The sequence below is a fragment of the Geodermatophilus maliterrae genome (assembly GCF_041018925.1).
Classification (GTDB): domain Bacteria; phylum Actinomycetota; class Actinomycetes; order Mycobacteriales; family Geodermatophilaceae; genus Geodermatophilus; species Geodermatophilus maliterrae.
Genome location: NZ_JBFNXQ010000130.1, coordinates 1 through 12,082, shown reverse-complemented (window position 1 = coordinate 12,082; position 12,082 = coordinate 1). Strand labels below are relative to the sequence as shown.

Annotated in this window: 12 protein-coding genes; 6 read left to right on the top strand and 6 right to left on the bottom strand. The window is 74.0% G+C overall.

Annotated elements, in window-relative coordinates; genetic code table 11:
- The coding region (locus ABQ292_RS24220; RefSeq protein WP_369210269.1) for a hypothetical protein at window positions 1-186 on the bottom strand (186 nt) is incomplete at its 3' end.
- Here ABQ292_RS24220 and ABQ292_RS24215 point away from each other — a divergent pair.
- The 4 genes from ABQ292_RS24215 to ABQ292_RS24200 all read left to right on the top strand — a co-directional run bounded on the left by ABQ292_RS24215 (window position 173) and on the right by ABQ292_RS24200 (window position 4,234).
- Window positions 173-580 (top strand): C40 family peptidase, encoded by a 408-nt coding sequence (locus tag ABQ292_RS24215; RefSeq protein ID WP_369210268.1) that lies wholly within the window; start codon window positions 173-175, stop codon window positions 578-580. The two genes, ABQ292_RS24220 and ABQ292_RS24215, sit on opposite strands and share 14 nt — an antisense overlap.
- A gap of 303 nt (window positions 581-883) precedes the next feature.
- Window positions 884-2,155: an AAA family ATPase gene (locus ABQ292_RS24210; protein WP_438940627.1), complete on the top strand. Its 1,272-nt coding sequence runs from the start codon at window positions 884-886 to the stop codon at window positions 2,153-2,155.
- A complete protein-coding gene (locus tag ABQ292_RS24205; RefSeq protein WP_369210267.1) occupies window positions 2,152-3,240 on the top strand; it encodes a DUF58 domain-containing protein in 1,089 nt (362 codons plus the stop codon). Before ABQ292_RS24210 ends, ABQ292_RS24205 begins: the two co-directional genes overlap by 4 nt.
- A gap of 34 nt (window positions 3,241-3,274) precedes the next feature.
- Window positions 3,275-4,234 carry a VWA domain-containing protein gene (locus ABQ292_RS24200; protein WP_369210266.1) on the top strand — a complete coding sequence of 320 codons (960 nt, stop codon included), beginning with the start codon at window positions 3,275-3,277 and terminating at the stop codon, window positions 4,232-4,234.
- An 84-nt stretch (window positions 4,235-4,318) separates the two neighbouring features.
- Here ABQ292_RS24200 and ABQ292_RS24195 read toward each other — a convergent pair whose 3' ends face one another.
- From ABQ292_RS24195 to ABQ292_RS24180, 4 genes are all read right to left on the bottom strand, one after another.
- Window positions 4,319-5,800 carry a glycosyltransferase family 2 protein gene (locus ABQ292_RS24195; RefSeq protein WP_369210265.1) on the bottom strand — a complete coding sequence of 494 codons (1,482 nt, stop codon included), beginning with the start codon at window positions 5,798-5,800 and terminating at the stop codon, window positions 4,319-4,321.
- Window positions 5,797-6,468, bottom strand: coding sequence for a hypothetical protein (locus ABQ292_RS24190; protein WP_369210264.1), 672 nt, complete (start codon window positions 6,466-6,468; stop codon window positions 5,797-5,799). The genes ABQ292_RS24195 and ABQ292_RS24190 overlap by 4 nt, the downstream gene beginning before the upstream one ends.
- A 201-nt stretch (window positions 6,469-6,669) precedes the next feature.
- Window positions 6,670-7,641: a quinone oxidoreductase family protein gene (locus ABQ292_RS24185; protein WP_369210263.1), complete on the bottom strand. Its 972-nt coding sequence runs from the start codon at window positions 7,639-7,641 to the stop codon at window positions 6,670-6,672.
- Between the two features lie 124 nt (window positions 7,642-7,765).
- Complete coding sequence (locus ABQ292_RS24180) at window positions 7,766-9,178, bottom strand: glucose-6-phosphate dehydrogenase (protein WP_369210262.1); 1,413 nt, start codon at window positions 9,176-9,178, stop codon at window positions 7,766-7,768.
- Window positions 9,179-9,484: 306 nt separating this feature from the next.
- Between ABQ292_RS24180 and ABQ292_RS24175 the strand changes: the two genes are divergently transcribed.
- On the top strand, window positions 9,485-10,315 hold the full coding sequence (locus ABQ292_RS24175; protein WP_369210261.1) for an oxidoreductase: 831 nt from the start codon (window positions 9,485-9,487) through the stop codon (window positions 10,313-10,315).
- 423 nt (window positions 10,316-10,738) lie between these two features.
- Window positions 10,739-11,257 carry a hemerythrin domain-containing protein gene (locus tag ABQ292_RS24170; RefSeq protein WP_369210260.1) on the top strand — a complete coding sequence of 173 codons (519 nt, stop codon included), beginning with the start codon at window positions 10,739-10,741 and terminating at the stop codon, window positions 11,255-11,257.
- Window positions 11,258-11,740: 483 nt separating this feature from the next.
- Here ABQ292_RS24170 and ABQ292_RS24165 read toward each other — a convergent pair whose 3' ends face one another.
- Window positions 11,741-11,896, bottom strand: a complete 156-nt coding sequence (locus ABQ292_RS24165) for a Zn-dependent oxidoreductase (protein ID WP_369210259.1) — start codon at window positions 11,894-11,896, stop codon at window positions 11,741-11,743.
- Between the last annotated feature and the right edge of the window lie 186 nt (window positions 11,897-12,082).

Below are 12,082 nucleotides of genomic sequence, written 5' to 3'. Positions count from 1 at the left end.
GGCGAGCAGCCCGTCGTCGAGCTCCGGCAGCCCGTCCTCGTCCGGCTCGCCGAACAGCTCCCCGTCGAGCAGCTCCCCGTCGACCTCGTCGAGCCGCTCGACGACGACCGGCACCCCGTCGTCGAACCCGACGCCGCCGGCCACCACGGCCGGCGCGCCCTCGGCCTCGGCCGTGGACACCGCCATCGCGGCGGCGATGTCCCAGCGCGGCCTGCCCTACAGCTGGGGCGGCGGCGGCAGCAACGGCCCGAGCTACGGCATCCCGCCGGACACCGGGATCTACGGTTTCGACTGCTCGGGGCTGACCCAGTACGCCTATGCGCGGGCCGGCATCCAGATCGGTGGCACCAGCCGCGACCAGTGGTGGCGCTTCCGCGGCTCCACCGTGGCGCGGTCGGACCTGCGCGCCGGCGACCTGGTCTTCTGGGGCTCGGGCAGCTCGTACACGTCGATCTACCACGTCGCGCTCTACGTCGGGAACGGCAAGGTGGTCCAGGCCCCGCAGAGCGGCGACGTCGTCAGGGTGTCGTCGATGTGGTTCGGCAGCGACTACTTCGGGGCGGTCCGGCCGACAGGGTGACCTCGTCGCGGGGACGTTCACCGTGGGGGAGATGGGGCGTCGGGCAGCCACGGGGGGAGCTGCCCGACGCCCCTCCACGCTAGCAGCCGCAGCGCCGCGTCCCTAGGGCCCTCGGGCGCGTCGTCCCGGGTGGGAGCGGCAGGGTGTCGCCCGGCGACGGCGCGGCGCCCCCGCGCGGGAGACGGACACCCAGCTCCGGGTGGGACACTGGCGCCGGACGGGCAGAGGAGTCCCGTCGCCGGCCTCACCGCGTCATGGCTCGTCCTGGCTCGGGGGCCGTGGACCGGTACGACAGGGAGCCCCGTGACCAGCGCTGCCAGCACCCCGCTCGAGAAGACCGTCGGCGCCACCGCCGCGGGCTCCGGCGCCCCGGTCCCACCGTCGGCGGACGCCGCCCGGCTGGAGCGCGCGCTGTTCGAGATCAAGCGGGTGATCGTCGGTCAGGACCGGCTGGTCGAGCGCATGCTGGTCGCCCTGCTCGCCCGCGGCCACGTCCTCCTCGAGGGCGTGCCCGGCGTGGCCAAGACCCTCGCGGTCGAGACGCTGGCCACCGTCGTCGGCGGCAAGTTCGCCCGCCTGCAGTTCACCCCCGACCTGGTGCCCGCCGACATCCTCGGCACCCGCATCTACAAGTCCGGCCAGGACGCCTTCGACACCGAGCTCGGCCCGGTGTTCGCCAACTTCGTCCTCACCGACGAGATCAACCGCGCGCCGGCCAAGGTGCAGTCGGCGCTGCTGGAGGTCATGGCCGAGCGGCAGGTGTCCATCGGCGGCGTCACGCACCCGCTGCCCGACCCCTTCCTCGTGCTGGCGACGCAGAACCCCATCGAGTCCGAGGGCGTCTACCCGCTGCCCGAAGCCCAGCGCGACCGCTTCCTCATGAAGGTGCTCGTCGACTACCCCAGCCCGGAGGAGGAGCGCGAGATCATCTACCGGATGGGCTCGACCCCGCCGGTCGCCGAGACGGTCCTCGGCCCCGAGGACCTGCGCCGCATGCAGCGCACCGCCTCGCAGGTGTTCGTCCACCACGCGCTGGTCGACTACGTCGTCCGGCTCGTCGTCGCCACGCGCCAGCCGCGCGAGCACGGCATGGACGACGTCGCCTCGTGGGTGTCCTACGGCGCCAGCCCCCGCGCCTCGCTCGGCCTGGTCGCCGCCGGCCGTGCGCTGGCGCTGGTGCGCGGCCGCGACTACGTGCTGCCGCAGGACGTCCTGGACGTGACCGCCGACGTGCTGCGTCACCGGCTGGTGCTGTCCTACGACGCCCTGGCCGACGGCGTGCCGGCCGACCACGTGGTCAAGCGGATCCTGCAGACCGTGCCGCTGCCGCAGGTCGCCCCGCGGCAGCGCTCCGGCGGTTTCGGCCCGGCCGTCCCGGGCGGCCCGGCCGTCCCGCCGCCCGGCGTTCCGCAGTACGGCCCGCCGCAGGGCGCGCCCTACGGCCAGGGGTTCCCGCCGGTGGCGCAGCCGTCCGCCGGCCAGAACGGCCAGGGCTTCCGGCTCGGCGCGCCGGGCCAGCCGGCTGCCGGCCAGCCCGGCGGCAACGGGCACGTCCCCGGGAACGCGCCGGCGTGATCCTCCGTCGCGGCCGGAGGAAGGGCGGCGGCGCGGCGGACGGCGCGGCCGGCGACCCGGCCGGGGAGGACGCCGGGCTGGCGCTCGTCGGTGCCGCCGCACCCACAGCCGGCTCGGGCGTCGACCCCGGGGACGGCGACCCTGCCGGTGCGCCCGGATCCGGCGACGGCGCCCCGCCGCACTTCGGTGAGGGCCCCGCCGACGTGCTCCTGCAGCGCCTGGAGCTGACCGTCCGGCGGCGGCTCGACGGGCTGCTGCAGGGCGACCACCTGGGCCTGGTCCCCGGGTCAGGCACCGAGGCCGGTGACTCGCGCACCTACCACCCGGGCGACGACGTCCGGCGGATGGACTGGCCGGTCACCGCGCGCACGCAGGTGCCGCACGTCCGCGAGACGATCGCCGACCGCGAGCTGGAGACGTGGGCGGTGGTCGACCTCTCGGCCAGCCTCGACTTCGGCACCGGGCTGTGCGACAAGCGCGACCTGGCGATCGCCGGGCTGGCCGCGGTCAGCCACCTCACCGTGCGCGGGGGCAACCGCCTGGGCGCCGTCGTCACCACCGGCGAGCGGGTCGACCGCTACCCGGCGCAGGCCGGGCGGCTGGCCGCCGACCGGCTGCTGCGCGCCGTCGTCGCCACGCCGCGCGCCACCAGCGGCCGCCGCGGCGACCTCGCCGCGGCGCTGGAGACGCTGCGCCGCCCGCCGCGCCGCCGGGGGCTCGTGGTGGTCGTCAGCGACTTCCTCGGCGACACCGACTGGGAGCGCCCGCTGCGCGGCCTGGGCGCCCGGCACGAGCTGCTGGGCATCGAGGTCGTCGACCCGCGCGAGCTCGAGCTGCCCGACGTCGGCCTGCTCACCGTGGTCGACCCCGAGACCGGCCAGACCCTCGAGGTGCCCACCGGCGACCCGCGGTTCCGCGCCCGCTTCGCCGAGGGCGCCGCCGAGCAGCGCCGCGCGATCGCCGCGGGGCTGCGCCGCGCCGGCGCCGGTCACCTGCAGCTGCGCACCGACCGCGACTGGCTGATGGACGTCGTCCGGTTCGTCGCCGACCGGCGGCGCGCCGGCAGCGGCGGGGCGTCCCGGTGAGCGGCCCGACCCGCCGTACGAGGGAGGCCCGCCCGTGAGTTTCCAGTCACCGCTGTGGCTGATCGCGCTCGTCCCCGTCGTCGCCCTGGCCGTCCTGTACGTGGTCAGGCAGCTGCGCCGCCGGGTGTACGCGGCGCGGTTCAGCCAGACCGGGCTGGCGTCGAGCCTGCTGCCCAGGCGGGCCGGCTGGGTGCGGCACGTGGCCTTCGGCCTGACGCTGACCGCGCTGCTCGGGCTGGTGCTCTCCCTCGCCCAGCCCAGCACCGAGGTGCGGGTGCCGCGCGAGACCGCGACCGTCGTGCTCGCCCTGGACGTCTCGCTGTCGATGCAGGCCGAGGACATCGAGCCCAGCCGGTTCGAGGCGATGAAGGACGCCGCCGCCGACTTCGTCGAGCTGCTGCCGCCGCGGATCAACCTGGGGCTGGTGTCGTTCTCCGGCACCGCCTCGACGCTGGTGGCCCCGACCACCGACCGCGACCAGGTCAACGGCGCCATCTCCAACCTGGAGCTGTCGGAGGCCACCGCCATCGGCGAGGCGATCTTCACCTCGCTGACCACGATCAGCACGTTCCAGTCCTCGCTCGACGTCGCCGACGGGGACGAGCTGCCGCCGGCACGGATCCTGCTGCTCTCCGACGGCTACAACACCGTGGGGCGGGAGAACACCCAGGCGATCGCCGCCGCGCAGGGAGCCGGGGTCGAGGTGTCGACCATCGCCTTCGGCACCGACTACGGCTCGATCGAGATCGGCGGCGAGGTGACGCCGGTGCCGATCGACCGCGACGCGCTGCGGCAGATCGCCGAGGAGACCGGCGGGCAGTACAACGAGGCCCGCACCCGCGCCGAGCTCGAGGCCGTCTACGACGACCTGGGCAGCCAGATCGGCTACACCACCGAGCCGCAGGACGTCTCGTACTGGTTCGTGCGGGTGGCCACCCTGCTGTTGGCCTGCGGGCTCGGGCTGGCCGCCTGGCGCCTGCAGCGGCTGTTCTGAGAAGGGACCCCGGGCCGCACGACGAACGGGGCCGCCGGGGGACCTCGTCGTCCCCCGGCGACCCCGGGCTCGTGGGCGGTGCTGCTAGACCGTGAAGCCGCGCTGGCGGCGGACCAGCTTCTTCACCATGAAGACCGTCTGCAGCACCGTGAGCAGGTAGAGCACCGGCCAGCCGATCGACAGGATCGCCGACTGGACGCCGATGCTCTGCTGGCTCCAGGCGTAGATGAGCACGAGGAAGGTCGCGAGCGCGCAGACCGCCGGCATGACGTACGCCGACCCGCGGCCGCGCTCGGCCGCCGCCTGCGCCGCCCAGTTGTCCTTCTCCACCCGGGCGAAGAACTGCACCCACGCGGTGACGAAGTGGCCCATGCGGACCCACATGTAGAGCTCCGCCGGGGCCACCAGCAGGGCGTAGAAGATGTCGACGGCGCTCTTGTCGTGCATCGACAGCGCGATGCGCAGGTTGAGCAGCATCGCCACGGCCGGCGGGATCAGCCAGATCGGGTTGAAGACGAACGCGTCGATCGACAGGGCCGCGGCCAGCAGCAGCAGGAAGCCCATGCGCGCGCTGATGTTGAACAGCATCGAGACGTTCTCGTACCAGCGCAGCCGCAGGTTGGGGTGCAGCGGCTGGCCCTTGCTGTCGCCGCGCTGACCGGGCCACAGCAGGTCGATGCCGCCGAAGTTCCACTTCACCTGCTGGCCGTGCAACGCCCGCAGCGTGGTCATCGGGCCGACGAAGGCCCGGGCGTGGGCGCTGATCTTGGTGCTGAAGCCGGCGTCCTTGATCTGCAGCGAGAGCTTGGAGTCCTCGACCTCGGAGTCGCGCACCCACGGGGCGGACTGGTGGTGGCGGTACATGACCGCCTCCAGCGCGCGGACGCTGAACAGGCTGCACTGCCCGCCGAGGACCGCCATGTTCCGGCCGCGGACCAGGTTGTCCATGTTGAAGCCGGCGAACTGGGCCCGCTGCCCGGCGACGAGGAACGTCGCCATCGCGCCGTGCACCCTGGTCTTGTCGAAGGTGTAGACGGCCGAGAGCCCGCCGATGCGCGGGTCGGTGACCATCTCCTTCTCCAGCCACTCGACGCAGCGCCGGTCCAGGGTGGTGTCGCCGTCGACCCCGAGGATGTAGTCGTAACCCCGGCTGACGAAATAGCCGAAGTTGAGCGCGCCGACCTTCTTGTCGGGGTTCTCGCCGATGTCGTGCACGTGGACGACGGTCAGGTACTTCTCGCCCTTGACCACGCGGACGTGCTCGCCGACGAACTGGCCGGCGATCTCCGGGGTGTCGTCGTCGGTGTTGTTGATGACCACGTGGATGGCGTCCGGGGGGCGGGTCTGCGACAGCAGCGAGGTGAGGACGTCGGCGATCGTCGACTCCTCGTTGTAGGCCGGGATGACGCAGCTGATCGTGGCGTGCCGCTGCTCGTCCCGGACCTGCGGGCCGCCGAACTCCTCGGGCACCAGTGAGCTGATGTCGGGGACGGACTGACCACCGCGGGCGAGCAGGTGCACGCGGTCGGTCGCCCGCCGCTGGCCCTGGATGACGAGCTGGCTCACGAGGGGTCCTCCTGGAGGAGCGGGAGCTCGAGGGTGTCGAGCACGGTCTGGCGGTAGTAGCGCGCCGAGTCCGGCTCGGTCTCGACCAGCAGGTCGAACTGGACCGAGAGGGTCAGCGCGGTGGCCGTCGACGGCGCGCCCGGCAGGGACAGCGCGGTGGTGTAGCTGAACGGCGGGGTGAGGGCGAACTCGCCGCGGTCCTCGGTGACCAGCGCGCGGGTGGTGCCGTCGTCGCCGGTGACGGCGAACCGGGTGACCAGCACCTCGGGGGTCTCGCCGTCGGTGTCGCCGCCCTCGACGTGCGCGGCGAGCTGGATCGTCTTGTCGTCCTCGGCCGTCCACGTGGTCGCCTGGTCGGTGGTCCAGTAGTCGACGACGACGGTGCGGTCACCGGCCGGCAGGGTGCGGGTGAGCGAGCCGCTGTCCAGGTCGCCGGCCGGCCGGTCCGGGGTGGACGGCGCCGCGGCGATGGCGACGGTGCGCCCGGCCGCGGTGGGCCGGGCGGTCTCCGACGCGGCGGCGGCGTCGCCGGTCGGCAGGTCGGGGCTCATGCTGACGTCGGGCAGCTGGCAGCCGGCCAGCAGGGCCGCCGACAGCGCGAGCGCGGCCGCACGGGCCGCCTTGTCACGGACCGCGGACGTGCGCGGTCCAGGTGTGCCTTCGGGCACGGGGGTCCCCCCTCGGAAGCGATCGGAAGACCGCAGGGGGACCGGGCGCCGTTGCACACCCCCGACTGCGAACGGGATCGACCGTATTTCGCCGGCAGTGCGTTCGGGAGCCCCTCCAACCCGTCGGGGGGAGGGGGCTCACTCGGAGCAGGAGGGCCCGGGGCAGCGCGCGTGCGCAGCGTCACCGCCCCGGGGCGGAGCTCAGCGGGAGGGGTCGAGGACGAGCTTTCCGGTGGTGCGGCGGGCCAGCAGGTCCTGGTGCGCCTCGCGGACGGCGGTCAGCGGGTAGCGGCCTCCGCCCACGGGCCTCAGGGCGCCGTCGGCCACGAGCGGCAGCAGCTCGGTCATGGCGTCGTCCATCATCGACGGGCGGCCCATGCAGTGGGCCAGCCAGAAGCCGACGACAGCACGGCTGGTGCCCAAGAGCGCGCCGGGGGCGACCGGCCGGGTCTCCTGCCGGGCTGCCATCCCGTAGGTGACCAGCCGGCCGAAGGGCGCCAGCGCGGAGAACGACCCGTCGAAGACGTTGCCGCCGGTCATCTCCAGGACGACGTCGACGCGCTTGCCGCCGTTGGCCTCGCGCAGCGCGGCGGCGAAGGTCTTCGGGTCGTCGTCGGCCAGGGCGGGGTCGACGGTGGCGTCGGCGCCGAGCTCCTCGGCCAGCGCCCGCTTCTCCGGGCTGGAGGCCGTGGCGATGACCCGCCCGGCACCCCAGCGGCGGGCCAGCTGGACGGCGAGCGAGCCGACCCCGCCGGCACCGGCGATGACGACGACGGACTCGCCGGCGGCGAGGTGTGCGCTGGTGCGCAGCAGGTGCCAGGCGGTGGCGCCCTGCAGGACGACGGCGAGGGCCTGCTCGTCGGTGACGGCGTCGGGCACCGGCCAGGTCAGCCGCGGGTTGGCGACCACCTTCTCGGCGTAGCCGCCGCCCTCGAGCAGACCCACGACGCGCTCGCCGCCCCCGGCCGGGTGGCCGACGAACTCCGCGCCGGGGACGAGCGGCAGCTGCTGCGGGGCGAGGTAGCTGTCCTCGGTCTGGTGGGTGTCGGCGAAGTTGACCCCTGCGGCACTCACCTCGTAGAGCTGCCGGCCGTCGCCGGGGACGGGGTCGGGCAGGTCGACGACGTCGAGGACCTCGGGGCCGCCGAAGCGGGTGATCTGCACGGCTCGCATGCGCCTGAGGCTAGGGCTCCACCGGCACACAACGGCTCCAGGGGCCGACAGCGGACGGCGCACGGGGCAGTCCTGTGCGGGCAGGCCCTACGACCAGGTGGTGCTGGTCGCCTCGGAACGCTCATCACCGCCTCGAGCCGGCGGTGCCCTCGAGCGGGGGAGGGCCGGCCGCGCCGGCGGGGTACTCCAGCATCGGCACGGCGTCCTGCGCCCATGCCTGCAACACGGGATCGACGATCCGCCAGGCCTGCTCGGCCTCCTCGCCGCTCACCGAGAGTCGGCTCCCCCCGGACAGGAGGTCGGTCAGGACCTGGCCGTACGCGGTGCGCTCGCCCGGGGCGGCCACCTGCACACCGGGCTGCCGGCCCTCCTCCGGCGCGTCCAGCTCGATCCACAACCGGTCGGCCGCCACCCGATCGGCGTCGCTCGGGTCGCACGCCGGCGCGGCGGTCCGGAAGTGGAGGGCGACTCCCTTGCGGGGCGTTCCGAGCGCCTTTCCGGTGCGCAGCACGAACCGGGTGCCGGTCCACCGAGGGGTGTCCAGCTCCAGGAGCACCTCGGCGTAGGTCTCGGTGCCGCGCGCGGGGTCGACGCCGTCCTCGTCGGTGTACCCGGGCACGGTCCGACGGCCGGTGGCGCCTGTCCCGCCCAGTGTCCCGGCGGTGTAGCGCGCCCGCCGGGTCCGGACGGGGACCTCCGCGGCGGAGAGCACGCGGACCGACCGCAACAGGTCCAGCTTGGCCGCGTGCAGGTCGCCCTCGGTCGGCCGCGCCGGCAGCTCCATCGCGACGAGGGTCAGGACCTGGAGCATGTGGTTCTGCACCACGTCCCTGACGGCACCGGTCCGGTCGTAGAAGTCCGCCCGGCCCTCGAGCCCCAGCGTCTCCTCCCACAGCACGTCGACCTCCGTGATGGAGGCACTGTCCCAGACATGTGCCAGCGAGCGGCCGGGCGCGCGCAGGTCCAGCAGCGCCTGCACCCTGGGCATCCCGAGGAAGTGGTCGACGCGGAACGCAGCCTCCTCGATGCCGCCGGTCACGCGGGTGAGCAGGTCGTTCAGTGCCACTGCGCTCGCCAGATCGGTACCGAACGGCTTCTCCACCGCGATGCGGCTGCCGGCCGGCAGGTCCGCGTCGCCGAGCGCGCCCAGCATCGCCGGGAACAGCGCCGGGGGCAGGGCCAGGTAGACGGCCACCGCCGCGCGGTCAGCACCCCCGCCGTCGCCGTCGCCGTCGCCGTCGTCGAAGGCGCGCGCCGCGGCGGCGACGGTGCCGGCCGCTCCGGGGTCGACCGCCCGGTACCGCAGGCGACCGACCAGCGCGTCCCGTACCGCGGTCGGTACGTCCCCGGCGTGCTCGCGCAACCGGGTGGCCACGTGCGATCGGAAGGTCCGGTCGTCCCAGTCCTGCACGGCGGCGCCCACGACCTGCAGGCCGTCGGGCACCCGGCCGTCGGCCGACAGCCGGGCGAGCGCGGGCAGCAGGAACCGCCCGGCGAGGTCGCCCGTGGCACCGAGCAGGAGCAACCGGCCGATCACCGGTGCTCCCGGACGACGATGACGGCCAGGGGGCGGCTGCCGCCGGGCCACGGGTCCGGTCGCGGGGACGGCGGGGCGGTGACCATGGCGCGGCCATCCTCCCCGAGCCCCGCGCCCGACGTCCACGCGGCCGGGGAAGCCGTCCGCGCCCGGGGCGACCGCCGCGCAGTGGGCCGCCCGTCAGCGGCTGCCCCGTGTGGTTGGGACCGTCCTCGGCTGGGGAACCTGCTTGCAGACCGGGAGCGGTCGCGGTCGACCGTCCGGGCCTCGGCAGCCCGGACAGGACCACTCTCGGAGAGGAACAGCATGTCCACCTGGCTCATCACCGGCTGCTCGAGCGGGCTCGGTCGAGCCCTGGCCGAAGCAGTCATCGGGGCCGGCCACCACGCCGTGGTCACCGCGCGCGACGAGGCCACGGTCGCCGACCTCGTGGAGCTGGCTCCGGACCGCGTGCTGGGCGCGGCGTTGGACGTCAGCGACCCGGCGCGAGCGACCGCTGTCTCCCACCAGGCCGAGGACCGCTTCGGCGCCGTCGACGTCCTGGTCAACAACGCCGGCTACGGGTACCGCGCCGCGGTCGAAGAGGGTGAGGACGCCGACGTCCGTGCGTTGTTCGAGACCCACTTCTTCGGGTCGGTGACCATGATCAAGGCGGTGTTGCCCGGGATGCGCGCGCGTCGCGCGGGCGCGATCGTCAACGTCTCCTCGATCGGCGCCCACATCAGGCCACCGGGATCGGGCTACTACGCAGCGGTGAAAGCGGCAGTCGAGGGGATGTCCGGCTCCCTGCGCGACGAGCTGCGACCGCTGGGCATCTCGGTGACGGTCGTCGCGCCCGGCGGGTTCCGCACGGACTTCTCCGGCCGGTCGCTGACCCAGTCCCGAAGCGTGATCGACGACTATGCCGGGACGGCGGGCAAGCGACGCAGGGAGCGCGACACGACGCACGGAACCCAGCCGGGCGACCCGGCGCGCGCCGGCCGGGCCATCCTCACCGCCGTGGAGTCCGCCGCTCCGCCGGCGATGCTGCTGCTGGGCAGCGACGCCCTGACCAGCTACCGGCAGGTGCTCGGCGCGGCCCTCGCCGAGACCGACGAGTGGCAGGAGCTGAGCGTCAGCACCGACTTCCCGGACTGATCCCCAGCGCGAGCCGGGGAACCGTCGGTCAGCGGTCCGCAGGTCGGCCGGTTCCACCGACGGTCCGGCTTCCGGGGGCCGCGGGCGGTCCTCGGGGTGGGCCCGTACTGCGAGCAGGCCGACGTCGTCGTCGAAGGCCCCGCCGAGCTCGGCCGGCGACGTGTGCAGAGCTGGTACGACTGCTGGCCGTCGCCGGGGACGGGACCGGGGGGTCGATGACGTCGAGGACCTGGGGGCGCCGAAGCCGTGTGGTTCTCGCGGTGGGCAGCAGCCCGGCCCACGTGCTCACCGCCCACCGTGCCGGGGCATCCCTCGACCCCATGCGTGTCCGACTCGTCCGGCAGCCGCGCACAGGGGGCGAGTGGTCGAACGCCCGGCCTGCTCCATCCGCCTACCTCTGCTCGGTACGGGTAGGGGTTCGGCGTGTCCGACTTCGAGATCACCACCCTCGTCCTGGCCGAGCACGAGGTCTTCCGGCGGGAGTTCTCAGCGCTCGATGACCTGTCCGGCCAGGAGCTCGCCGCCGCGTGGGAGGCACTGCACGCCAAGCTGGAGGTGCACGCCGTCGCCGAGGAGCAATTGTTCTATCCGCTGCTCGCCCAGGAGGCGGACGGCGAGCAGGAGACGGCGGAGGGTGTGCACGACCACAACGAGATCCGGCACGCCGCGGCCGCTGTCGAGGAGCACGAGGTCGGAAGCGAGCACTGGTGGGAGGCGGTCCGCACCGTGCGGCAGGTCAACGCCGACCACATGAGCGAGGAGGAGACGGACTTCTTCCCTCCGTTCAAGGAGGCCGTCGACGACGAGCAGCGCGAGGCCCTCGGGATGCGCTGGTTGGCGTTCCACGACGAGCACGAGCAGGCTGACGGGCTGTCCGGCGGGGACGCGGAGGTGGCCGAGGTGGTCGCGACCGAGGTGCCGGAGGGCGACCCGTCTCTCTGAGCACGCCCCCCTCCCAGGCGGCCGGGCGTCCGGCCGGACGCCCGGTCGCCACCGCTCAGGAACTCGCGGTGGTGCGCCGATCGGGGGACCGCGGCGGCCGAGCTCCCGGTAGATCGCCGCACACGCCCTGCGCGCTGGACGTCCTGGGGCCCCGGCGATCCGCCCGGATCCGCCGCCACGAGCTGTCGAGCTCGGTGGGATGCGCGCTCTGTGGATCACGCGGTGACCGCTGGACGCCGGCCGTGCTCCGAGAGCCGATCCGACCTCGCCAGCACCGAGGCCTGCCGGGTTCATCGTCCTTCCCGCTGCGGGAAGGGCCGTTGGTGCCGGTCGTGGATGCGCCCGCAGTCACCACCGTCATCGCGTGGCCTCCGCAGAGTCGATCCTCGCCGTAGCCGGACTCGTCCGGACCGCGGTCCGCCTCTGACGCGTGTCGTTGCGGGTCGGCGAGACACGGAACCGCGTGGGGGCGCGGCTGTCAGGTCAGTTGCACGACAGGCGGTGGTGGGTGTCGGCAAGGTTGACTCCTGCGGCACTCACCTCGTAGAGCTGCCGGCCGTCGCCGGGGACGGGGTCGGGCAGGTCGACGACGTCGAGGACCTCGGGGCCTCCGAACCGGGTGATCTGGACAGCGCGCATGCCGCGACCCCAGGTCCTCGAAGCTGACGGAACTTCCTGCCGCCTGGGCTCGACTTCGAGGCTCGACAGCTTGGTGCTCGCCTGTCCAGGCGATGAATCCAGGGAGACCTGCTGCGGGGCTGCGCTCCGGCGTCCGTGCGGGGATGCGACCTCGGTGCGGTCAGGCACCAACCTGATGGCCGGGTA